A 21,039-nucleotide genomic window follows, 5' to 3' on the forward strand; every position below is an offset into this window, starting at 1 on the left:
CCACGATTCCGGAGCGCAGTCGATGCCCGCCGTCGCTCCTGCCAACAGCCGGAACCCCGTAGGAGCGACGCAAGTCGCGAGCCTTGCGAACGGCAACAGGGCAGCCAGGGAACGCGCTGCACTGTCCGAGGTGCCCAAGCATCTATCTACAGGCCTGCTGCACCCGGCTGTCCCAGGCGCTGGAGAACTCGAAACTGCGCTTCAGCCCCACCCTCTGGTAGGCCGCATCGCGCTGCGCCTTGACCGATGCGCAACTGCCGGAACCGGAGGGATCGCGCACACCGGTCCGGGTCCCGGCATCCTGGCGCCGGGGCGACACGCGCGGATTGCGTGCCGCCAGTTCCTGCCCGATGCGGTGCAGCCGCAGCTGTTCGGCAGGGGACGCCTCGGGAACAGGCCGGGCGTCCCACGCCTTTTCCGCGGTGCCGTTGGCGCATGGCGCCGACTGGTAGGCGACGTCCTTGCCATCGATGCACTTGTAGACCTGCTGCGCCGGAACCGCCCAAGTGACGAACAGCAGCGCGACCGCCAACATGCGAACGTCCATGTTTCCCTCCTCCCTGATGGCCGGATCATAGTCCGGACACGCATCGCGCGGTTCGCCATGGGGGCGCTTCGCCGGATTCCACCCGCGGCATCCCTCCAACGACAGCCCCTGCCGCATGCCACGACGGCGACCGTCGCGGTCGAAAACCGGGCGCGCGCCGGGGACGGCCTTGACCGACGGGTAACAATGGCCGCCGCAGACTCCAGCCTTTACCGCGCGAAGGAGACGGCGATGAAGGCGGTTCGTTTCGTGGAGACCGGCCATCCGGCCGAAGTCGTCGATGTTCCCGCGCCAGTACCCGGCCCCGGCCAGGTACTGCTCAAGGTCGCCGGCGCCGGCGTCTGCCACTCGGACCTGCACATCCTCGACGAGGACCTCGGCCTGAAGGGGCCCTTCACCCTCGGCCACGAGAATGCCGGCTGGATCGCCGGCCTGGGCTCCGGCGTGGAAGGCTGGAAGGAAGGCGACCCGGTGGCGGTGTACGGCCCATGGGGCTGCGGCCGCTGCCATACCTGCCAGACCTCGATGGAGAACTACTGCGAGAACCACGCCGAACTCGGCACCATGGGCGGCGGCCTGGGCTCGGATGGCGGCATGGCCGAATACATGATCGTGCCTTCGCCGCGCCTGCTGGTCCCCCTGGCGGGACTGGACCCCATTGCCGCGGCGCCGTTGTCCGATGCCGCACTGACGCCCTATCACGCGATCAAGAAGGCGCTGCCATTGCTCACTCCCGATGCCACCGTGCTGGTGGTGGGCATCGGCGGCCTGGGCCACATGGCGGTGCAGATCCTGCAGGCGCTGACGCCCGCGCGCCTGATCGCCGGCGATATCGACGACGCCAAGCTGGCGCATGCGCGCGAACTGGGAGTGAAGCACACGCTCGACACGCGCGACAGCGACGCCGCGGCCGAAGCGATCCGCGAACTGACCGGACCGCGCGGCGTTGCCGTGGCACTGGACTTCGTCGGCGCGCAACCGACGGTGGACCTATGCGCGCGCGTGGTCGGACGCAACAGCCGCCTCACCATAGTCGGACTGGGCGGCGGCACGCTGCACTACTCCGCCAATCAACCGCCCTATGGCTGCCAGGTCACGGTGCCCTATTGGGGATCGCGCACCGAACTGATGGAAGTGATCGCGCTGGCGGCGGCCGGACGCATCCACGCCGAAGTGGAGACCTTCCCGCTGGAGCAGGCCGTCGACGTCTACCAGCGGCTGCGCGAAGGCCGCATCCGCGGGCGCGCCGTGCTGCTGCCCTGAACCCTCGAACCGGACGCGCGAACCGGACGCGATGCAGCCGGTCCGCGGCATGGGCATCGGCTGCCTGCCAGGGCGCGCGATCCGCTGCGGCCCCAAGGTTCCCACTGCAAGCAGAGGCTTGCCGGCGACCGATATGTCCGGGGTCGCCAGCGGCCGAGGCCAGGCGGCTGGCCCGGCAACCCGGGAACCGGAGTGGCACCCGGGAGCAGTGCTGGACCGCCATCCGCGGTGATCGCCGCGGTTGTCGCCAGCACTGTCCCATGATCCCGGCCGCATGCCCTTCCGTCGATGTCGTTTGCCCATGGACGGATCCGGAGACGCGCCCGGCTCTCGGGCGGCCCGGAAACCCGGCATCGGCACCCGGCACCCGGCACCCGGCATGAAGAATCCCGTTCCATGAAGTGGCGATGGCATCGGCAGGCCGGTGCCCGCGCATGCGGATATCCGCATGCCGTCGCGCGCGCGCCAGGAAAGCCGCCGATCCGAACGGCTCACAAGACCCTGCATCTGCACCGGTCAGACGGCATTTCCGCCTGCCGGGCCAGCCGGATGATCCGGCCATATCCGAAGGACCGGCAAACCCTTGACTCTTGACCCTGGTCCAGGGTCGACAATGGCCGCACTCCTCCACCGGCCGGATGCCAATGAACATCGGACAACTCGCACTCCAGGCGGGCGTTCCCGTCGATACGGTCCGCTACTACGAGCGCCAGCGCCTGCTGCCCGCCGCCCGCCGCAGCCCCGGCGGCTACCGGATCTTCGACCAGGACGACGTCACGCGGCTGCAGTTCATCCGCCGCGCCAAGACCCTGGGCTTCACCCTGGAGGAGATCGCCGACCTGCTGGCCATCAGCGACCGGCGTGGCGGCGACATGGCGCAGGTCAAGGCCGCGGCCAGCGACAAACTGCGCGACCTCGGGCAGCGCATCGAGGAACTGCAACGCATGCAGAAGGCGCTGCAACAACTGGTCCGGGCCTGCCCCGGGCACGGCGCGCTGGACCAGTGCCCGATCATCGGCGCGCTGACGGAGGCCGGACAGTGACCGCCCATCATCGCCCTGCCGACACCGCCGCCCCGGCCTGCTGCGGCGGCTCCCGCTCTCCCGCGGCGCGGGCCGTGGACCCGGTCTGCGGCATGCAGGTCGATCCTGCCGCATCGCCGCACCATGCCATCCACGAGGGCCACGAGTACCACTTCTGCAGCGCAAGCTGCCGCGAACGGTTCGTGGCCGATCCCGGAAGCTTCCTCGATGCGCCGGCCGACAAGCCGGCCGCGTCCGGCGGCTGTTGCGGCGGCGGTGCTGCCGCCGCCTCCCCGTCGGGCAAGGCGAAGGATCCGGTATGCGGCATGGACGTGGATCCGGCACTGACGCCGCACCACGCCACCCACCAGGGCAAGGACTACCACTTCTGCCGCGCCGAGTGCCGCAGCCGCTTCGTCGCCGATCCGCATCGCTACCTCGAACCGCCGAGCCGGCCGGAAACCCCGCTGCCGGCCGGCACCCTCTACACCTGCCCGATGGACCCGGAGATCGTCCAGGAAGGCCCCGGCACCTGTCCGATCTGCGGCATGGCACTGGAGCCGATGATGCCCAGCCTGGACGAGGACGAGAACCCGGAACTGGCCGACTTCCGCCGCCGCTTCTGGTGGGGCCTGCCGCTGAGCCTGGCGACGATGGCGCTGGCCATGGCGGCGATGACGCCGCTGCTGCACGGGGTATCCCCCACCCTGCGGGTCTGGATCGAATTCGCGCTGGCCACGCCCGTGGTGCTGTGGGCCGGCTGGCCGTTCCTGCAGCGCTGGGGCCAGTCGATCCGTAACCGCAGCCCCAACATGTGGACGCTGATCGGCACCGGCGTGATCGCCGCCTACGGCTACAGCGTCGTCGCCACCGTCGCCCCGGGACTGTTCCCGCCCTCGTTCCACCAGCATGGCCATGTCGGCGTCTACTTCGAGGCGGCGGCCATGATCGTGTCGCTGACCCTGCTGGGCCAGTTGATGGAGCTGAAGGCGCGCGCCAGGACCTCCGCATCGATCAAGGCGCTGCTCGGGCTGGCACCGAAGACCGCGCGCCGGCTGTGCGACGACGGCAGCGAGGAGGACGTGGAGCTTTCGCTGATCCGGCCGGGCGACCGCCTGCGGGTGCGTCCCGGCGAGAAGGTGCCGGTGGACGGCGTGGTGCTGGAAGGCCGCTCGGCGGTGGACGAATCCATGCTGACCGGCGAACCGCTGCCGGTGACCAAGAGCGATGGCGACCGCGTCATCGGCGCGACCGTCAACAGTTCCGGCGCGCTGGTGATCCGCGCCGAGCGCGTGGGCGACGACAGCGTGCTGGCGCAGATCGTGCAGTTGGTCGCGCAGGCGCAACGTTCGCGCGCGCCGATGCAGCGCATGGCCGACAAGGTCGCGTACTGGTTCGTCCTCGCGGTGCTGGCGGTGGCGCTGCTGACCCTGCTCGGCTGGGGACTGTTCGGCCCGGCACCTTCGTGGACCCATGCCGTGCTCAACGCGGTCTCGGTGCTGATCATCGCCTGCCCGTGCGCATTGGGCCTGGCCACGCCGATGTCGATCATGGTCGCCACCGGCCGCGCGGCCCAGCACGGCGTGCTTTTCCGCGACGCCGAAGCCATCGAGTCGCTGCGCCAGGTGGACGTGCTGGTGGTGGACAAGACCGGCACCCTGACCGAAGGCCGGCCCGCGTTCCGCGAAGTGCGACCGCTGGCGCCGTTCTCCGCCGCGGAGGTGCTGCAGCTGGCCGCCAGCCTCGACCAGGGCAGCGAACACCCGCTGGCCACGGCGATCGTGGCCGAAGCCCGCGAGCGCGGCATGACCTTGCTTGCGGTGGACGGGTTCGATTCGGTCACCGGCCTGGGCGTGCGTGGCCAGGTCGATGGCCGCCGACTGCTGCTGGGCAATACCGCCTTGATGGACGACCACGGCATCGCCAGCGATGCGTTGCGCGACGCCGCCGACGCGCTGCGCAGCGAAGGCGCCAGCGTCATGTTCCTGTCCGTGGACGGGCGCCTAGCCGGACTGGTCGCGGTCGCCGACCCGATCAAGGCCTCCACCGCCGACGCCATCGCGCAGTTGCACCGCGACGGCCTGCGTATCGTCATGGCCACCGGCGACGGGCTGGCGACCGCACGCACCGTCGCCGCGCAGCTCGGCATCGACGAAGTGCACGGCGAGACGCGCCCGGCCGACAAGGCCGAACTGATCGGCAAGCTGCAGGCCCAGGGCCATCGCGTCGCCATGGCCGGCGACGGCATCAACGACGCTCCCGCCCTGGCCACCGCCGACGTCGGCATCGCCATGGGCAACGGCACCGACGTGGCGGTTTCCAGCGCGCAGGTCACCCTGGTCAAGGGCGACCTGCGCGGCATCCTGCGGGCACGGCAGCTGTCCGGGGCCACCGTGCGCAACATGCGCCAGAACCTCGGCTTCGCCTTCCTCTACAACGGCCTGGGCATCCCCGTCGCCGCCGGCGTGCTGTACCCGCTGGGCATCGCCATGTCGCCGATGCTGGCGGCGCTGGCGATGAGCCTGAGCTCGGTTTCGGTGATCGGCAACGCCCTGCGCCTGCGCGGCCAGCGGCTGCCGTCGGCTTGATGATGCGGATGCAGAGTTTTTTGCAACAAACTGCTTGCGAAGGAAAAACGGCCCAGCTATCATTTCTTTCTCAGCGACGTGGGGCCATAGCTCAGCTGGGAGAGCGCCTGCATGGCATGCAGGAGGTCGGCGGTTCGATCCCGCCTGGCTCCACCAAAATCCGGACTTTAGGCCGTTCGGATCGCGAAGGAACAATTCGATGAAGTTTACGCGTCCCCATCGTCTAGAGGCCTAGGACATCACCCTTTCACGGTGGCGACCGGGGTTCGAATCCCCGTGGGGACGCCATTCATCGAGACGAGAGAGACCCACTCAGGCGGGTCTTTTTTGTTGGGCAACACCCGGACGGCTCCGTTCCGGAAAGATGGCTCCGCAAGCCCGCCCCCGGCCGGCTTCCCCGCCCTCTCCTCCGGCAACGAAGCAGCCCGCAAGCGAAAAGTTTTCACGAAAGTATTCCACATCCGTGAAAATGCCGATATGATAGTCGGCTCGCAGCAACATCGTGGGGCCATAGCTCAGCTGGGAGAGCGCCTGCATGGCATGCAGGAGGTCAGCGGTTCGATCCCGCTTGGCTCCACCAACTTTCCAGGCATCAGGCCTGTCTGGCAAGCGACAATCCGGTTTACGCGTCCCCATCGTCTAGAGGCCTAGGACATCACCCTTTCACGGTGGCGACCGGGGTTCGAATCCCCGTGGGGACGCCAGTTTCAAGCAGAAGCCCCGACTCGTTCGGGGCTTTTGTGTTTCCGGACACCGACATTTGCATCGGGACCAGGGCACGCCACCTTGCCGGCATCCGGCTCATTCGCAGGCGGTTGCCGCAACAGATCGAACTGCCGGCAATCGTTGGCCATCCCATACCGATGCGACGTTCGCTCAACGCTCCCCTTGGCTGGCGTGGCGGATTATCGGCAGGCGAAGGGAGTGGCCTCTGCCAAGCATGCCGCATGGAAAAACCCATCCATTTCGCATCGCCACGTGCCGCGCGGAACGGTGGCATCGCCTTGCGGCCCGTCCGGCGGGGAAACCTGGCGGAACCGTCGCAGATACGGAAAGGTTCTTCGCCCATCCAAGGGGAGAAGCGAATTCCCAAGGCACCTTTGCCGCTTCTCGAAAAGCTCGCGACTGACGTCGCTCCTACGAGGCCCTGCCGCTGACATGGGCGGCGCTGCGTGGTCCCCTGCCATCGGTCGCGATAGAGGGGCGCCGACCACCTGCTCCGGGCTTGGATGAAGAACCAGCAAAAAAGCCCCGGGAAGTTCCCGGGGCTTTTCGTCGATTCCGTCAGTGGTGCCGAAGGTGGGACTCGAACCCACACGCTTTTAAGGGCGGCGGATTTTGAGTCCGCTGCGTCTACCGATTCCGCCACTTCGGCTGGCTGGCCGACCAGTATAACCAACCTTCACACGCGTGGGCAGGCCTTAACCCTTCATTTTTCACCCAAGGTGGGCCCGGGGATCGACGCTATACTCACTTCACTGAACCATACAGAGAACGGCAATGGATGCCTTGCGGAACCTGCGGGTGCTGGTCGTGGAAAACGACGAGATGAGCGGCACCCTGCTGCAACTGCAACTGGGCCAGCAAGGGGCGCAGGTGATCGGTCCGGCGCCGTCGGTGCAATCGGCACTGGCCCTGCTTGCCGCGCACGATCCGCAGGTGGCATTGCTGGACTACCGGCTGGCCAACGACGAAACCTGCGAACCCGTGGTGCAGGCCCTGGCCGATCGCGGCATTCCCTACGTTCTGGCGACCGGCATGGACATCGCCCGCCTGCCGGACTCGTTCCGCCTGGCGGTACTGCTGCGCAAGCCATATCTGGCGGCCGAACTCGCCAAGGCTCTGGAAAAGGCGCTCGAACAGGCGGAGACCAGCCCGGCAGCGGGTTGATCGACGGAGAAGCACGCTCCGCTCCGGCAAGCTGTCGCGTACGGAGTCGATGACGCCACTCCACGCAAGGCGCCGCCTCCCCCGCTTCTTGCCTATCCGCTGGTCATCCAGCGTGACGGCCATCGGCTTGTCCGATGGCCGTGTGCCACGATGGCTCAGCTGCCGCGCTTGGCGCGGGCGAAGGCATCGGCCAGCGCGTTGTTGGCCGGCGGCGCAGAGATCGCGCCACGCGCATTGTTGCCACCCGGCCGTCCGCCGCGATTGCCGCCATCGCGGCGCGGGCCGTTGCCCGGACGCTGCTCGCGCTCGCCGGCGCGGGCCGGCGCCGGACCGTCGTCCAGGCGCCGGGTCAGCGCGATGCGCTTGCGCGCCACGTCGACCTCCAGCACCTTCACCTTGACGATGTCGCCGGCCTTGACCACGTCGCGCGGGTCCTTGACGAAGCTGTCCGACAGCGCCGAGATGTGGATCAGGCCGTCCTGGTGCACGCCGATGTCGACGAAGGCACCGAATGCGGCGACGTTGCTGACCACGCCCTCCAGCACCATGCCCGGCCTGAGGTCCTTGATCTCCTCCACGCCCTCGGCGAAGCGCGCGGCCTTGAACTCCGGACGCGGGTCGCGGCCGGGTTTTTCCAGCTCCTTGAGGATGTCGCGCACGGTCGGCACGCCGAACTTCTCGTCGGTGAACTGCTCGGGCTTGAGGCTGCGCAGGAAGCTGCCGTCGCCGAGCAGCGCCTTGATCGGCCGGCCGCTGCTGCCGACGATGCGCTCGACCACCGGATAGGCCTCCGGGTGCACCGCCGAAACGTCCAGCGGCTCGTCGCCGTCGGCGATGCGCAGGAAGCCGGCGCACTGTTCGAACGTCTTGTCACCCAGCCGCGGCACCTTGAGCAGGTCCTTGCGGCGCTTGAACGGGCCATTCTCGTCGCGATGGCGGACGATGTTCTCGGCCACCGTCGAAGACAGGCCGGACACGCGCGCAAGCAGGGCCGCCGAGGCGGTGTTCACGTACACGCCGACCGCGTTCACGCAGTCCTCGACCCTGGCGTCCAGCGCCCGCGCCAGCCGGTACTGGTCCACGTCGTGCTGGTACTGGCCGACGCCGATCGCCTTGGGTTCGATCTTGACCAGTTCGGCCAGCGGATCCTGCAGCCGGCGCGCGATCGACACCGCGCCGCGCAGCGACACGTCCAGGTTCGGGAATTCCTTCGCCGCGAACTCGGAGGCCGAGTACACCGAGGCGCCGGCCTCGCTGACCACGATCTTCTGCAGCTTCGGGTTGTTGCAGGCCTTGATGACCTCACCGGCCAGCTTGTCGGTCTCGCGGCTGGCGGTGCCGTTGCCGATCGCGATCAGCTCGACGTCGTGTTTGGCGCACAGCTGCTTGAGCGTATGCAGCGACTGGTCCCATTGCCGGCGTGGCTCGTGCGGGTAGATCGTCTCGGTGGCGACCAGCTTGCCGGTGGCATCGACCACGGCGACCTTGCAGCCGGTGCGGATGCCGGGGTCGAGGCCGAGCACGGTCTTCGGGCCGGCCGGGGCGGCCAGCAGCAGGTCCTTGAGGTTGTCGCCGAACACGGCGATGGCCTCGGCTTCGGCCTTCTCGCGGGCCTGGTTGAACAGGTCCAGCAGCAGGTGCATGTGCAGCCTGGCGCGCCAGGTCAGGCGGCAGGCGTCGAGCAGCCAGCGGTCGGCCGGGCGTCCCTGGTCGGCGACGCCGGCGTTGCGCGCCACCCGGCCCTCGGCGTACTGGTGGCCGGCCTCGGCGTCGCTGCCCGGATCCAGCTCCAGGAACAGGATCTCCTCGCGGCGGGCGCGGAACAGCGCCAGCAGCCGGTGCGAGGGAATCTTCGCCAGCGACTCGGCATGCTCGAAGTAATCGCGGTACTTGGCGCCCTCCTCCTCCTTGCCCTCGGCGACGCGGGCGCGGATGACCCCGACGTCGGCCAGCCAGCCGCGCAGCTCGCCCACCAGCGCGGCGTCCTCGCCCCAGCGCTCCATCAGGATCGCGCGGGCGCCTTCCAGCGCGGCCTTGGTGTCGGCCACGCCCTTTTCGGCATCGACGAAGCCGGCGGCGAAGGCCTGCGGGTCCTGCGACGGATCGGCCAGCAGGCCGTCGGCCAACGGCTCCAGCCCGGCCTCGCGCGCGATCTGCGCGCGGGTGCGGCGCTTGGGCTTGTACGGCAGGTACAGGTCTTCCAGCCGCGACTTGGTGTCGGCCGCCGCGATCTCGCCGCGCAGTTCGTCGGTCAGCTTGCCCTGCTCCTCGATGCTGGCCAGCACCGCGGCGCGGCGGTCTTCCAGTTCGCGCAGGTAGGTCAGCCGCACTTCCAGGTTGCGCAGCTGGGTATCGTCCAGGCCGCCGGTGACTTCCTTGCGGTAGCGGGCGATGAAGGGGACGCTGGCGCCCTCGTCGAGTAGCGCGATGGCGGCCTTGGCCTGTGCGGGCTGGGCGCCGATTTCGTCGGCGATGGTCTGTGCGATCTGCTGCGCGAGCTTGATGTCTAGCATTGCTTCCGGCCGGGGCCGCTTTGCGGAAAGCGGCCATTCTGGCAATGCGTGACCGATGGGGAAAGCCGTTGACAGCGGGCCCGGAACCTGTCGCCCGCAGCGGCATCGACGGTTACGCCGGCATCCGGGCGTTGGCTGGGATGCCGGCGCGGGCGCCCGCGTCGTTGGCGGCGCCCTCCGCGGTGGTGGTGCGGTCAGCGGTAGTGGTAAGCCGCACGCTGGTGGACGATGTCGTCGCGCAGCGACTCCAGCGCCATCACCCGCACCTTGCCGACACCCTGCAGCTCCATGAACCGCTCCGTGTAGATTTCCGGCCCCAGCTCGGTGTCGGCCTGGGATTTGCTGAAGCCGTAGGGCACCACGCCCTTGTCGCCATCCTTGCTACCACCGACATAAAGAACAATCGCCATGTGATGTACTCCTCCGAAAAACGTCTTGCCGATACAGCAGGGAGGAGCTTATCGCGCCTGACCTTACCGATTCGTAATCCAGGCTAATGATGTTTTTTTGCATGCTGATGACGTCACGTTGGCGACCATTTCCATATGAAAATTTAACCTGCGACTAACTTCCGGACGCCCTCGCCCGGCGTGGCCACCAGCCATGGCCGTGCAGCGCGTAGTGGTCGGCGGCGCGTTCCAGCGGGTTGCGCACGCTGACGCCGCCGCACAGCAGGTAGACCGGCAGGAACAACGGCCCCAGCAGCAGGTACTGGTAGACGTGCGCCCGCTCGTGGTCGCCCAGGCGTACGTGGGGGTGCCGGCAGCGGCCGGCCCGGTGCTCGTAGGTCCGGCACGGAACATCCAGGCTGGCGCCGGTATGCAGGATCACGTTGCCCAGGGTGATGGCACCGCCCGGCCCCCACGGCCAGCGGTGGAACACCAGTGCGCAATCGCCCCGGTTCCAGCGCGGCCTGGCGCCGGCGGCCGTCCCGACCAGCCCGGCGAGCAGGCCGATCGCGGTATTGGGCGACGTCCACAGCGCGCCCAGCCCCATCAGCGCCGCCAGCACGCCGGGTGGAAGCCTCAATCGGCCTCGTTCGGGATCAGCAGCCACAGGATCAGGTAGACCAGGATGCCGGGGAAGGCGGCCGAAGCGATCGATACCACCACGTAGATGATGCGCAGCAGGGTCGAGTTCCAGCCGAACCGGTGGGCGATGCCGCCGATCACGCCAGCGATCATCCGGTCGTTCAACGAGCGGGCCAAGGTGCGGGGCTGGGCATTCATGTCGTCGGCTCCGGCAACGGGTCGAACCCGGAGTGTAGCGGTGCCGGGGTAATCAGCGCGTGCCCTGGCGCAGCTCCGCCAGGCGCGCGCCGAACCAGCGCGCCGCATCCTGTTCCGGTTGTCCCGGGCAGGCGATGCGGTAGGCCTTGCCGCTGATGCTGCTGCGGCTGGCAGCACGCTCGATGAACTGCTCGGCGCTGTCCACCAGGTCCTTCTTCAACAGGTAGTCGTACTTGCGCTGCAGGTGCGCCCGCGCCTCGGCTTCGCCGTGCCAGCGGCCGTTGCGCTGGAAACGGCACTGCGAGCCGTCCAGCGCCTGCATCAGCCCGCCGATCTCGCGCCGGGCCTCGGTACCGGGGGCGGCCAGCGCCGGCGTTGCGACGGACAACAGCAGCAGCAACCCGCCGCACGTCTTCCTCATGGCGAACGCTCCTGCAGCCAGCCGTGGATCGCCGCCGGCACTTCGCGCTGGGCGCGGCCGGAGACGTAGATGCCGATATGGCCGCCGCGGAAGCTCGATTCGGTGTAGTCGGTGCTGCCCACCAGCGCGGCCATCGCGCGCGAGGCGTCCGGCGGCACCAGGTGGTCCTGCTCGGCGTAGATGTTCAGGACCGGCATGTCCACCCGCGCCAGGTCCACCGCTTCATCGCCGATGCGGATGCTGCCGTTGACCAGGCCGTTGCCCTGGTAGAACTGCTTGATGAAGTCGCGGAAGGCCTCGCCGGCCAGGTCGGGCGAATCGAAGATCCATTTTTCCATGCGCAGGAAGTCCTCCAGTGCCTGCTTGTCGTCGAGGATGTCGAGCAGGCCCACATATTTCTGTACGTTGAGCCGGAACGGCTTGAGCATCAGGTAGCTGGCGTTCATCAGGTCGGCCGGGATGTTGCCCAGCGTGTCCACCAGCAGGTCCACGTTCACCCCGCGCGCCCAGTGCGAGAGCATGTTGTCCGCGGTGTGGAAATCCACCGGCGTGACCATGGTGATCAGGTTGCGCACTTTTTCCCGGCGCAACGCCGCGTAGCACAGCGCGAACACCCCGCCCTGGCAGATGCCCAGCAGGTCGATCGCGGCATGGCCGTGCGCCTGGCGCAGGTGCTCCACCGCGCCGTCCACATAGCGCAGCAGGTAGTCCTCCAGCGTCTGGAAGCGTTCGGAGCGGTCGGGGTAGCCCCAGTCCAGCACGTATACGTCCTGTCCCAGTTCCAGCAGCTTGCGCACCAGCGAGCGGTCGGCCTGCAGGTCCACCATGTAGGGGCGGTTGACCAGCGCGTAGACGATCAGCAGCGGCACCCGCGCGGTCGGCGACTGCTGGCCGACGAAGCGGTACAGCGTCACCTTGCCGTCGCTCCACACCGGCTGGCGCTCGGTGGCGCCATAGCCGACGTCGTCGACGCTGGGCAGCAGCCGCAGGCCGTCCAGCAGCTTGCGCTGCAGCGCCAGGGTTTCCTGCAGTAGGTCGTCGGCGTTGAATCCCAGCGGGCCTTTCATCGTGTCTTCCGCGGGGCGCTGCTGCGGCCCTTGCGCGCCGGCTCCGGCTTGCCGGCGGCGGCCTTCCGTGCCGCCGCGGGGGGAGCCGCCTTGGTCGTCTTGCGGGCGGGCGCCGGCCGCGTCGGCGGTGCTTTCGCGGGCTCGGCGGGCGCCGGTGCGGCCTTGGCCATCAGCCGGCGCACCTGCCGTTCCAGTTCGGCGATCCTGCGATGGGCCGCGTCCATCTCCGTGCGGGTGGGCAACCCCAGCGATTCGGACAGGCGCTCGACCTCGTGCTGGATCGCGGCCCGCAGCCGCATCTGCGCATTGCCCAGCGCCGCGTATACCTGCTGGAACTGTTCGGACATCGCGACCTTGGCGTAGGCCTCCTCGGCCACCTCGATCCACAGGTCGAACATCGCCCGGGCGCTGGTCAACTGGCTGCCGGGGCTTTCGTGCTCGGCCAGGCGCTGCTCGAACAGCCCGAAGGCGTCGTCCAGCGCCGCCTTGATCTGCTCCACATAGGCCTGCGACTGCGCCTGGTAGTCCTGCTGGGCCTTGAGCAGTGCCTGCCAGCGGGCCTGGTGCTCGCGCCCGGGACCGAAGGCCGGCACCTGCAGCCACGGACCGGCGCCACGCTGCAGGTCTTCGATGAAGCGGGCCAGCGCCGGTGGCAGGCTCCCGCCCATCCGGGTGCCGCCGCGGGCGGCATCGAGCATCCAGCGCAGCAGGCCGTCGCCCTGTCCTTCCACCGCCTCGCGCCAGGCCGAAGCGACCTCGGCACTGCTGGCGTCGCGTCCGGCGAACTGCGCGGCCACCTGCTGCATGGTCCCGTACCAGTTGCCGGCCTGCTCGCGGAAACGGTGCACGGCATCGTCGCGCTGCCGGCCTTCGTCGGCCGGCAGCAGCTGGCTCCACCAGTCGATCGCCTGTTGCCACGCCCCCTGCCCGGCCGCCGGCTCGCGGCCTGCGTCCGGCCGGGCCGGCGCTTGCGCCGCATGCCGCAGCGCGTCGCCCCAGGCGCTGAAGTACTGGCGCGCCAGGACCTCGAAATCGTCCGCGCCGCCACTGCCTGCCGTCGTCATCGCCGTTCTCCCGAATCAGGTCCGGATGATAGCAACGACGCCGTGCAGGCCAAGCATCAGGGCTTGGGGATGCGCAGGGTCTTGCTGATCATCAGCGAACCGGACAGCGCGAACAGCAGCACCAGCGGATGCAGCTGCCACGGCCCCAGCTGCCACTGGCCCAGCCACAGCGCATCGCCGATGGCGCCGCCATGGGCGGCCACCGCCAGCACGATCACCAGCGCCAGGCTGGTCGGGATCGGCGTGCCCTCGAAGTACGGCACCTTGTCGGCATCGCCGGCGATCTCCTCGGCGGTCACGTTGTAGCGCGCCAGCCGGCTGACGCCGCAGCACACGAAATAGCTCAGCACCAGCCAGTCCCAGCCGCCCTGCATGCCGCAGGCGTAGGCCAGCGCCGCCGGCGCGACGCCGAAGGAGATGACGTCGGCCAGCGAATCCAGTTCACGCCCGAGCGTGGACGAGGATTTCCGCCAGCGCGCCACCCGGCCGTCCAGTGCGTCGAACACGAAGGCCAGCGGGATCAGCGCCATGCCGAACAGCAGGTAGCCGCGCTGTCCGTCCTGCAGGAAGCGCATGGCCGCGAAAACCGCGCCGGTACCGCAGAACGCGTTGCCGAGGGTGAACCAGTCGGCAAGCTGGAATTCGCGCAGCATCGAGAAGTGGCGTTTCATGGGATGTCGTCGGCCCGGGGTCGGCACAGGGTAGCGCGAGCGTGGCGGGCAGCGACAGCCGCCGCTTCCGCAAGCCTGCGGTGGTGTGGCGAATTTTCCGCCACCCATCTTGACAGCCTTGCCCGGCGCGGGCCGCCGTCGCTTATCCACAGCATTGCGCACCAACCATCCACATCCGCTGTGGACAAACCCGCGGGGATGCCGGTCATTTTTTCGCCACGCCGTGCAGGCCACCTGCCGACTCGGGCACTTGCATCGGTTTTCCACAGCTTTGCCGTGCCGCGCTCCACAGCGCGTGTGGACAAGCGGCTATGCTTGCGCGCCGGACCAGCCATCGCCCGTCCCTGTCCTCCGCATCCTGGAACGACGATGGAACTGAGCCCCGAACAACTGGCCGCGCAGCTGCGCCACCCTTCCGGCCCGCAGGCGCGGGCCGTCGCCGAGGGCATGAACCGCAGCAACGGCGCGCTCAACCACGCCGCGATCGAGCGGCTCGATGTCCGCCGCGGAGAATCCGTGCTGGAAATCGGTCCCGGCAACGCCGCCTTCGCCGCACGGTTGCTGCGGGCCGAGGGCACGCGCTACACCGGCGTGGATGCTTCCGCCGCCATGGTCGCCGCCGCCAACGACGCACTGCGTTCGCTCGGACTGGAAGGACGCGCGCGGGTGCTCCACGGCGATTCGTCGGCGCTGCCGCTGGACAGCGGCCGTTACGACGCCGCGCTGTGCGTCAACACGCTCTACTTCTGGGAGCGACCCAGCGGGCACCTGCGCGAACTGGCACGGGTGCTGCGGCCGGGAGGACGCCTGTGCCTGGCCTTCGGCGATGCCGGCTTCATGCGCACCCTGCCGTTCGCCGCGCACGGCTTCCATCTGCACCCGCTGCCGGCGGTGGAAGCCGGGCTGCGGCAGGCGGGCTTCGCCGCCCCCGGGCATGCCTTGCATTGCGAGACCGGCACCAGCAACGACGGCCGCCGGGTGCACAAGCGCTTCCACCTGCTGCTGGCCAGCCGCGATTGAACTACAGGCGCGCGTAGCTCCACGACTGCATGCGGCCGTCGCGGTACGGCATCACGCCATGGAACGGGCGCGGATCGTCGTCGAACACCAGCGGCAGGAAATGCCGGTCGCCTTCCCACAGCGGCAGCGATTGCAGCCGGTCCAGCGCGACCCACTCCAGCGTGCCTTCCGGGTTGGCCTGCAGCGGCGTGCCGGTCCAGTCGTCGATGACGAACACGAAGGCGAACCAGTCCTCGCCCTGCTTGCCGAAGCCCGGCCAGCTGATGGTGCCGCGCAGCCGCGTACGCCCGCATTCGATCCCGGCTTCCTCGCGGATCTCGCGATGCATGCAGGCCAGCACGTCCTCCTGCGGCTCCACTTTCCCGCCCAGCCCGTTGTACTTGCCCAGATGGATGTCGCCGGGACGGGTATTGCGATGGATCATCAAGGCCTGCGAACCATCGGCGGACAGCACGTAACCCAGGGTGGCGAGGATCGGGGTATAGGGCATCGGGAACGGACGCATCGGAACGGACGCAGAGTATGCCCGATCGCCGCCCGCGCCACGGCCGGGCGTCAACGCACCAGCGTCAGCGGCATCCGCGCGCGCGCCACCGGCGCATCCAGCGGGCGCAGCGTGGCCACGCCATGGCCGCGCTCGGCCAGGTATTCCAGCCATTTGCCGAGGAAGGTGTTCATGCGCATGCGGTGGCTGATCAGCTCGTCGGCCGGCGGGTACATGCCCATCACGTCCTGCCAGCGGCGGCCGACGTAGCAATGGGTGGTTTCCACCTGGCGGGCATCGCAGTACAGGCGCACGTAGGCCGACGGATCGGGTTCGCCGGTCAGCGGGTCGCGCAGGTCGTAGGTCAGCCGCAGTTCGACCGTGTAGCGGTGGCACTCGATCACGTCCAGCCGCAGGTCCAGGCCGTCGCCGATCGAGGAGACATAGCTGCCGGCCGCCAGCCTGGCCGGCGCGAACAGCCGGGTCAGGTGCAGGTAGTTCTCCGCGTACAGCCCCATCAGCCAGCCGAGGCGGCTGAGGCGGGGGATGCGGCCGGCGCGGGAAAGTATCGATGCCATGGAGCGATCCTACACGCAGGACGCCGCCGGCGGTCGCGTCCGCGCGCAATTCCGATTCAGGGCGTCTTGTCAGAACATCTCGCGCTGCAGTCCCAGCGTGCCCAGCACCTTGCTGGAGATCTCCTCGATCGAGGTGTGGGTGGTGCTCAGGGTCGGGATCCGCTCCATCCGGAACATGGTCTCGGCCGCGGCCACCTCGCGCCGGCAGGTCTCGGCGCTGGCGTAGCGGGAATTGGGCCGCCGCTCCTGGCGGATCTGCTGCAGGCGCTCCGGGTCGATGGTCAGCCCGAACAGCTTCTTGCGGTACGGACGCAGCCGCGGCGGCAGGCGGTCCTGTTCCAGGTCCTCCTCGGTGAGCGGGTAGTTCGCCGCGCGCACCCCGTAGTGCAGCGCCAGGTAGATGCAGGTCGGCGTCTTGCCGGCGCGCGACACCGCCACCAGGATCACGTCGGCATCGTCGTAGGTCAGCGCGACGCCATCGTCGTGGGTCAGCGCGAAGTTCATCGCGTTGATGCGGCGGTGGTAGGTGTCGAAGTCCACCATGCCGTGGGCCTGGCCCACGCGGGCATGGCGGGCGGAGTTGAGCTCGGCCTCCAGCGGCCCGATGAACGGTGCGAACACGTCCAGGATCAATGCCCCGCTCTCGCCCAGGATCTGGCTCTGCTGCGGGTCCACGCAGGAGCTGATGACGATCGGGCGCACCTGGTAGCGCTCGCCGGCGGCGCGGATGCGCTGGCAGGCCTCGCGCGCCTTGTCCGGGTCGTCGACGAACGAAAGCCGGTCCGTGACGAAGCTGAACCCGCTGAACTGGGTCAACAGGCTGTGGCCGATGGTCTCGGCGGTGATACCGGTGCCATCGGACACATAGAAGACCGGGCGTATTGCCGACATCGTCAGATCCTTTGATTTCGGGGGATGGCCAGGATGCCGGCCTTTCGGGTTTGGGGACGGGTCACCCGGGAGACAAGCACAGGACATGGTGTGGTCACAAGCTTGTGCGGGCGCAGCTGTGCGCTGCATCATATCGGCTTCTTCCTACGGACGTGGCCATCAAAGCCCGCCTCGGGCGATGGCCAAACGGAGCATCGCGCTTGAACGAGAACATCCTGTGGCTGCACGAACTGCGTCTGGTCGATCTGGCCCGCGTGGGTGGCAAGAATTCGTCCCTTGGCGAAATGATCGGCAACCTGGCCGGTCTGGGAGTCTCGGTTCCGGGTGGTTACGCGACTACCGCTGAAGCCTTCAAGGACTTCATCGCGCACAACGACCTGTCCAAGCGCATCTTCGACAAGCTGGCCACGCTGGACGTGGAAGACGTGGGCGCGCTGACCGCCGCCGGCAAGGAAATCCGCGGCTGGGTCATCGACGCCCCGCTGCAGCCGCAGCTGGATACCGACATCCGCGACGCCTACGCCAAGCTGTGCGCCGACAACGGCGGCGGCGACGTGGCCGTGGCGGTGCGCTCCTCGGCCACCGCCGAGGACCTGCCCGACGCCTCGTTCGCCGGCCAGCAGGAGACCTTCCTCAACGTCACCGGCGCCGACGACGTCGTGCTCAAGGTCAAGGAAGTGTTCGCCTCGCTGTACAACGACCGCGCCATCGCCTATCGCGTGCACCACGGCTTCAAGCACGAGGACGTGTTCCTGTCCGCCGGCGTGCAGCTGATGGTGCGCTCGGGCGTGGGCGCCTCCGGCGTGCTGTTCACCCTGGACACCGAGTCCGGCTTCCGCGACGTGGTGTTCGTCACCTCCTCGTTCGGCCTGGGCGAGATGGTCGTGCAGGGCGCGGTCAATCCGGACGAGTTCTACGTCTACAAGCCCACCCTGGCCGCCGGCAAGCCGGCGATCCTGCGCCGCTCGCTCGGCAGCAAGGCGATCCGCATGGTGTATTCGGATGTGCCCGGCGAGCGCGTGCGCATCGAGGACACCCCGGCCGAGCTGCGCAACACCTTCTCCATCAGCGACGAGGACGTGCAGGAACTGTCCAAGCAGGCGCTGGTGATCGAGAAGCACTACGGCCGCCCGATGGACATCGAGTGGGCCAAGGACGGCGTCAGCGGCAAGCTGTTCATCGTCCAGGCGCGCCCGGAAACCGTGAAGTCGCGCGGCAGCGCCACCCAGATGGAGCGTTTCGCGCTGGAACAGCGCGGCGAAGTGGTCGCCGAGGGCCGCGCCATCGGCCAGAAGATCGGCGCCGGCGTGGCGCGCGTGGTGCGCTCGCTGGACGACATGTCGCGCGTGCAGCCCGGCGACGTGCTGGTGGCCGACATGACCGACCCCGACTGGGAACCGGTGATGAAGCGCGCCTCGGCCATCGTCACCAACCGCGGCGGCCGCACCTGCCATGCCGCGATCATCGCCCGCGAGCTGGGCGTGCCGGCGGTGGTCGGCACCGGCAACGCGCTGGACCTGATCAAGGACGGCCAGGAAGTGACGGTCAGCTGCGCCGAGGGCGACACCGGCTTCATCTACGCCGGCAAGCTGCCGTTCGAGCGCACCACCACCGACCTGGGCAACATGCCGCCGGCGCCGCTGAAGATCATGATGAACGTCGCCAACCCCGAGCGCGCGTTCGACTTCGGCCAGCTGCCCAACGCCGGCATCGGCCTGGCGCGGCTGGAGATGATCATCGCCAGCCACATCGGCATCCATCCCAACGCGCTGCTGGAATACGACCGCCAGGATTCGGCGACGAAGAAGAAGATCGACGAGAAGATCGCCGGCTACAAGGACCCGGTGAGCTTCTACGTCGACCGCCTGGCCGAAGGCATCGCCACCCTCACCGCCTCGGTCGCGCCGAACCCGGTGATCGTGCGCCTGTCGGACTTCAAGTCCAACGAATACGCCAACCTGATCGGCGGCAGCAACTACGAGCCGCACGAAGAGAACCCGATGATCGGCTTCCGCGGCGCCAGCCGCTACGTCGATGCCTCGTTCGCCGACGCCTTCGCGCTGGAGTGCAAGGCCGTGCTGCGCGTGCGCAACGAGATGGGCCTGGACAACCTGTGGGTGATGATCCCGTTCGTGCGCACCCTGGAAGAAGGCCGCAAGGTCGTCGAGGTGCTGGAGAAGAACGGCCTGAAGCAGGGCGAGAACGGCCTGAAGATCATCATGATGTGCGAGGTGCCGTCCAACGCGCTGCTCGCCGACGAGTTCCTGGAGATCTTCGACGGCTTCTCGATCGGCTCCAACGACCTGACCCAGCTGACCCTGGGCCTGGACCGCGATTCGTCGATCGTCGCGCACCTGTTCGACGAACGGAACCCGGCGGTCAAGAAGCTGCTGTCGATGGCGATCAAGGCCGCCCGCGCCAAGGGCAAGTACGTCGGCATCTGTGGCCAGGGCCCGTCCGACCACCCGGACCTGGCCGAATGGCTGATGCAGGAAGGCATCGAGTCGGTGTCGCTGAACCCGGATACCGTGGTGGACACCTGGCTGCGGCTGGCCAAGCTCAAGGCCAACAGCTGAGTTCCCGCCCTCGGGACAGACGAAACCCCGCCTCGGCGGGGTTTCGTTTTTGCGGCTGCCGGTACGGTACCCGACAGGTCACTCCACCGCCGAAGTCTCGACCCGGGACGCCGTCTCCGACAGCGTCGGGTAATCGGTGAAGCCCGCCTCGCCGCCGCCAAAGAACGTCGGCTTGTCGGCCGGGTTCAACGGCAGGCCCTGACGCAGGCGCTCGGGCAGGTCCGGGTTGGCGATGAACGGCCGACCGAACGCGATCAGGTCGGCCCAGCCCCTGGCCAGCGCTTCCTCGGCGCGTTCGAGCGTGTACTTGCCGGCGTAGATCAGCGTGCCGCGGTAGATCATGCGCAGCGCCTCCTTGAACGCCGCCGGCATGACGGGCGCGTCCTCCCAATCGGCTTCGGCAATGTGCAGGTAGCCCACGCCAAGACCGTCGAGCAGGTGTGCGGCGGCCAGATAGGTCGCCTGCGGCGTGTCGTCCACCGCGCCCTGCAGCGTGGTCAGCGGCGCCAGGCGTACGCCGACGCGGGCAGCGCCGACTTCGGCCACCACCGCCTCCGCCACTTCGCGCAGGAAGCGCAGGCGGTTCTGCAGCGAGCCGCCGTAGCCGTCGGTGCGCAGGTTGGCCTGCGAGTCGATGAACTGGTTGATCAGGTAGCCATTGGCGCCGTGCAGCTCGACGCCATCGAAGCCGGCGGCGATGGCGTTGCGCGCGGCGGCGGCGTAGTCGCGCACGATCTGCGCGATCTCGTCGACCTCCAGCGCACGCGGCATGGAGTGCTGCACCATCTCGCCGACCCCGGACAGCGGTCCCCTGCCCTGCGGATCGACGAATACCTTGACGCCCTCGGCCAGCAGCGCCGAGGACGACACCGGTGCGGCGCCGTCCGGTTGCAGCGCGACGTGCGAGACACGGCCGACGTGCCAGAGCTGGGCGAAGATGCGGCCGCCGGCGGCATGCACCGCGTCGGTGACGCCACGCCAGCCGGCGACCTGCGCCGCGTCGTGGATGCCCGGGGTCCAGGCATAACCCTGGCCCTGCCGGCTGATCTGGGTGCCTTCGCCGACGATCAGGCCGGCCGAGGCGCGCTGCGCGTAGTAGCGGGCCATCAGCGGCGTGGCCACGTTGCCGGCCGCGGCACGCGAACGGGTCATCGGCGGCATCACGATGCGGTTGGGCAGCAGCAGCGTGCCCATGCGGTAGGGGGAGAACAACAT

The 21,039-nt window shown here is 68.7% G+C and carries 19 protein-coding genes and 5 tRNA genes; 10 read left to right on the forward strand and 14 right to left on the reverse strand.

Annotated features, from left to right (window positions below; genetic code table 11):
* Positions 1-142 precede the first annotated feature (142 nt).
* On the reverse strand, positions 143-547 hold the full coding sequence (locus tag OK345_RS12805; protein ID WP_265128378.1) for a DUF4124 domain-containing protein: 405 nt from the start codon (positions 545-547) through the stop codon (positions 143-145).
* 231 nt (positions 548-778) lie between these two features.
* On the opposite strand from OK345_RS12805, the gene OK345_RS12810 reads away from it, so the two are divergent.
* The 7 genes from OK345_RS12810 to OK345_RS12840 all read left to right on the forward strand — a co-directional run bounded on the left by OK345_RS12810 (position 779) and on the right by OK345_RS12840 (position 6,124).
* Positions 779-1,810 (forward strand): NAD(P)-dependent alcohol dehydrogenase, encoded by a 1,032-nt coding sequence (locus OK345_RS12810; protein WP_265128379.1) that lies wholly within the window; start codon positions 779-781, stop codon positions 1,808-1,810.
* Positions 1,811-2,454: 644 nt separating this feature from the next.
* Positions 2,455-2,853: a heavy metal-responsive transcriptional regulator gene (locus OK345_RS12815; protein WP_265128380.1), complete on the forward strand. Its 399-nt coding sequence runs from the start codon at positions 2,455-2,457 to the stop codon at positions 2,851-2,853.
* Between the two features lie 74 nt (positions 2,854-2,927).
* The gene (locus OK345_RS12820; protein ID WP_265128381.1) at positions 2,928-5,420 is read left to right on the forward strand and encodes a heavy metal translocating P-type ATPase; all 2,493 of its coding nucleotides are present in this window, start codon (positions 2,928-2,930) and stop codon (positions 5,418-5,420) included.
* Positions 5,421-5,500: 80 nt separating this feature from the next.
* Positions 5,501-5,576 (forward strand) — tRNA-Ala (locus OK345_RS12825).
* 56 nt (positions 5,577-5,632) lie between these two features.
* Positions 5,633-5,708: transfer RNA gene (locus OK345_RS12830), tRNA-Glu, on the forward strand.
* A gap of 216 nt (positions 5,709-5,924) precedes the next feature.
* Positions 5,925-6,000, forward strand: a tRNA-Ala gene (locus OK345_RS12835).
* 48 nt (positions 6,001-6,048) lie between these two features.
* Positions 6,049-6,124 (forward strand) — tRNA-Glu (locus OK345_RS12840).
* 584 nt (positions 6,125-6,708) lie between these two features.
* Here OK345_RS12840 and OK345_RS12845 read toward each other — a convergent pair.
* Positions 6,709-6,795: transfer RNA gene (locus OK345_RS12845), tRNA-Leu, on the reverse strand.
* Positions 6,796-6,920: 125 nt separating this feature from the next.
* Here OK345_RS12845 and OK345_RS12850 point away from each other — a divergent pair.
* A complete protein-coding gene (locus tag OK345_RS12850; protein ID WP_265128382.1) occupies positions 6,921-7,310 on the forward strand; it encodes a response regulator in 390 nt (129 codons plus the stop codon).
* A 155-nt stretch (positions 7,311-7,465) separates the two neighbouring features.
* On the opposite strand, the gene OK345_RS12855 is transcribed toward OK345_RS12850, so the two are convergent.
* The 8 genes from OK345_RS12855 to OK345_RS12890 all read right to left on the reverse strand — a co-directional run bounded on the left by OK345_RS12855 (position 7,466) and on the right by OK345_RS12890 (position 14,275).
* Positions 7,466-9,823: a Tex family protein gene (locus OK345_RS12855; protein ID WP_265128383.1), complete on the reverse strand. Its 2,358-nt coding sequence runs from the start codon at positions 9,821-9,823 to the stop codon at positions 7,466-7,468.
* 194 nt (positions 9,824-10,017) lie between these two features.
* Positions 10,018-10,233 (reverse strand): hypothetical protein, encoded by a 216-nt coding sequence (locus tag OK345_RS12860; RefSeq protein WP_265128384.1) that lies wholly within the window; start codon positions 10,231-10,233, stop codon positions 10,018-10,020.
* Between the two features lie 154 nt (positions 10,234-10,387).
* Positions 10,388-10,819, reverse strand: a complete 432-nt coding sequence (locus OK345_RS12865) for a hypothetical protein (RefSeq protein WP_265128522.1) — start codon at positions 10,817-10,819, stop codon at positions 10,388-10,390.
* 29 nt (positions 10,820-10,848) lie between these two features.
* Positions 10,849-11,052, reverse strand: a complete 204-nt coding sequence (locus tag OK345_RS12870) for a PspC domain-containing protein (protein ID WP_265128385.1) — start codon at positions 11,050-11,052, stop codon at positions 10,849-10,851.
* Positions 11,053-11,104: 52 nt separating this feature from the next.
* Positions 11,105-11,473 carry a YfeK family protein gene (locus OK345_RS12875; protein WP_265128386.1) on the reverse strand — a complete coding sequence of 123 codons (369 nt, stop codon included), beginning with the start codon at positions 11,471-11,473 and terminating at the stop codon, positions 11,105-11,107.
* Entirely contained in the window at positions 11,470-12,540 is a 1,071-nt protein-coding gene (locus tag OK345_RS12880) for a class III poly(R)-hydroxyalkanoic acid synthase subunit PhaC (RefSeq protein ID WP_265128387.1), read from the reverse strand. Before OK345_RS12880 ends, OK345_RS12875 begins: the two co-directional genes overlap by 4 nt.
* Positions 12,537-13,604 (reverse strand): class III poly(R)-hydroxyalkanoic acid synthase subunit PhaE, encoded by a 1,068-nt coding sequence (gene phaE / locus OK345_RS12885; protein WP_265128388.1) that lies wholly within the window; start codon positions 13,602-13,604, stop codon positions 12,537-12,539. The genes OK345_RS12880 and phaE overlap by 4 nt, the downstream gene beginning before the upstream one ends.
* 56 nt (positions 13,605-13,660) lie before the next feature.
* Complete coding sequence (locus OK345_RS12890; RefSeq protein ID WP_265128389.1) at positions 13,661-14,275, reverse strand: CDP-alcohol phosphatidyltransferase family protein; 615 nt, start codon at positions 14,273-14,275, stop codon at positions 13,661-13,663.
* Between the two features lie 369 nt (positions 14,276-14,644).
* Between OK345_RS12890 and OK345_RS12895 the strand changes: the two genes are divergently transcribed.
* Positions 14,645-15,295 (forward strand): class I SAM-dependent methyltransferase, encoded by a 651-nt coding sequence (locus OK345_RS12895; protein ID WP_265128390.1) that lies wholly within the window; start codon positions 14,645-14,647, stop codon positions 15,293-15,295.
* 1 nt (position 15,296) lies between these two features.
* On the opposite strand, the gene OK345_RS12900 is transcribed toward OK345_RS12895, so the two are convergent.
* From OK345_RS12900 to ppsR, 3 genes are all read right to left on the reverse strand, one after another.
* Positions 15,297-15,785: an NUDIX hydrolase gene (locus OK345_RS12900; RefSeq protein WP_265128391.1), complete on the reverse strand. Its 489-nt coding sequence runs from the start codon at positions 15,783-15,785 to the stop codon at positions 15,297-15,299.
* A 65-nt stretch (positions 15,786-15,850) separates the two neighbouring features.
* The gene (locus tag OK345_RS12905; RefSeq protein WP_265128392.1) at positions 15,851-16,357 is read right to left on the reverse strand and encodes a DUF1249 domain-containing protein; all 507 of its coding nucleotides are present in this window, start codon (positions 16,355-16,357) and stop codon (positions 15,851-15,853) included.
* A 69-nt stretch (positions 16,358-16,426) separates the two neighbouring features.
* The gene (ppsR, locus tag OK345_RS12910; protein WP_265128393.1) at positions 16,427-17,248 is read right to left on the reverse strand and encodes a posphoenolpyruvate synthetase regulatory kinase/phosphorylase PpsR; all 822 of its coding nucleotides are present in this window, start codon (positions 17,246-17,248) and stop codon (positions 16,427-16,429) included.
* Positions 17,249-17,448: 200 nt separating this feature from the next.
* On the opposite strand from ppsR, the gene ppsA reads away from it, so the two are divergent.
* Positions 17,449-19,824, forward strand: coding sequence for a phosphoenolpyruvate synthase (gene ppsA / locus OK345_RS12915; RefSeq protein WP_265128394.1), 2,376 nt, complete (start codon positions 17,449-17,451; stop codon positions 19,822-19,824).
* 78 nt (positions 19,825-19,902) lie between these two features.
* Here ppsA and OK345_RS12920 read toward each other — a convergent pair whose 3' ends face one another.
* Complete coding sequence (locus OK345_RS12920; protein ID WP_265128395.1) at positions 19,903-21,039, reverse strand: alkene reductase; 1,137 nt, start codon at positions 21,037-21,039, stop codon at positions 19,903-19,905.

Source organism: Xanthomonas chitinilytica (assembly GCF_026107455.2).
GTDB classification, from domain to species: Bacteria; Pseudomonadota; Gammaproteobacteria; order Xanthomonadales; family Xanthomonadaceae; genus Stenotrophomonas; species Stenotrophomonas chitinilytica.